This is a genomic window from Aquimarina celericrescens (assembly GCF_042682765.1).
Classification (GTDB): Bacteria; Bacteroidota; Bacteroidia; order Flavobacteriales; family Flavobacteriaceae; genus Aquimarina; species Aquimarina celericrescens.
This window is the reverse complement of record NZ_JBHUHY010000023.1, coordinates 1-1750: the sequence shown is the minus strand read 5'-3', so window position 1 is coordinate 1750 and position 1750 is coordinate 1. Positions and strand designations below refer to the sequence as shown.

The window sequence follows — 1750 nt, the reverse complement described above, 5'->3', positions numbered from 1 at the left end:
CTTCCTGAGGAGACCAAGTCTTATGTTCCCAATGATAATATCTATTCTGCGATGCTATTACGCCCTTATATCAGAGGTTTTATAGAGGATGAGAAGTATTATTTTGCCAATAAAGACCAAAAAAGAAAATATAACTTGGACATATTGTTAGTGACTCAGGGTTGGAGCAAGTATAGCTGGAATAGGATTTTCACAAAACCACCCAAACCGATGTTTGATTTTAATCAAGGCTTTAGATTAAAAGGAAAGATACAGGGTAAAAGCAAAGAAAATGTAGCCAAAGTATACATACACCCTACCAAATATCAGAAGGCTCGTTTTATAGACGTTGACGAAACAGGAGCTTTTGAGCTTCCTAATTTTTTTCCGGAGAAAGGAGAAACGATAAGACTCTCGGGTGTGATGTATGATGACTCTTTTGTAAAGCCTACATTATACTTCGAAACTCAGTTAGAACAACGAATTACCCCATTACGTCGGGATTTATTGCAATCAAAGAACATCTTCTACCGCAAGGGTGTAATTAGGAATTTAGAAATTCCCAGAGGATTTATTACTAACAGGACACAGGTTTTAGATGAAGTGTTGTTAAAAGCAGATAAAAAGAAAGAAGAAAAATCGAGTACGATACCTATGATCAAATATTTTAATCGTAACTCTAAGAAAATTACTAAACGTATGGCAGAGGATTTTCCTTCGATATTAGATTATATAAAATCAACAGGAAAGTTTTGGATTAGGGATTTAGCTCCATATTCTTCTGAAGTAGTAATCTATGATCGATTACCTAATTCTATTCTTGCCGCCAAAGAAATACCTGTATTTATAGACAACACAGAACTTGTAGGTGATTCTAGCTTACTGGCTATTATGAGGACTTCAGAGGTAGATAGAATCTATATTGATAGAACAAGCTATGGCCTGGGAGCCAGAGGAGGAGCGGGCGGATCTATTCGAATATATACCAGAAAAATTCCAATACCATCACAAATTGACTTTAATTATAATTCTCTAGAAATCAAGATGAAAAAGGGTTACGAACCAGTAAAAGAGTTTTACAATCCCGGATATGCCAATTATTCAGATTCGGGTTTTATAGATTATGGTGTAATTCACTGGCAACCCTGGATAGATTTTAATGATAAGGGCAAGGGAAAATTTATGATTAAAAATACAGGGCTAGATCATATTACTTTTTTTATTGAAGGCCTAGGTAGCGATGGGAGCTTAATCTCAAAAAGACAAACAATAAAGGTAAACTAACATAAGAGTATTTACAGGAACAAATAAAATCTTATACTAAATTTTACTAAAACTTTAGTTAAATATTTAATATACAATAAGTTTAAACCCAAGGTTTCAGTATTTTTATTTTAAAGACAATAATGGATTTATGAAACATTTTCAACAACTCTGTTTATTCTTATTTTTAGCTTTTTTTTCACACGCTCAAGACGCTGTGATACCGGCCAAAGCGAATGCCGATTACTTTAGCGTTCCCAGGGAGAGTTTATTTTTACATTTAGATAAAAGCACCTATATAAATGGTGAAGAGATTTGGTTTAAGGGCTATGCTTTTGATCGCGGTAAGCAGCTTCCATCTAATGGTTCTACCAATTTCAACATTCAACTTTTTAATGAAGATGGCCAAGAGTTGTATAAGGGTTTATTTTTTGGTTCGAGAGGTAGTTTTAGAGGAAACATCAAGATAGATTCTAGTTGGAGCAGTGGTTCTTATTATTTAAAAGCT

At 34.0% G+C, this 1750-nt stretch carries 2 pseudogenes; both read left to right on the top strand.

What is annotated here, in order from left to right:
* Positions 1 to 1263 (top strand): annotated as a pseudogene (locus ACFSJT_RS17875) (hypothetical protein); the annotation flags it as partial.
* 130 nt (positions 1264 to 1393) lie between these two features.
* Positions 1394 to 1750 (top strand): annotated as a pseudogene (locus tag ACFSJT_RS17870) (hypothetical protein); the annotation flags it as partial.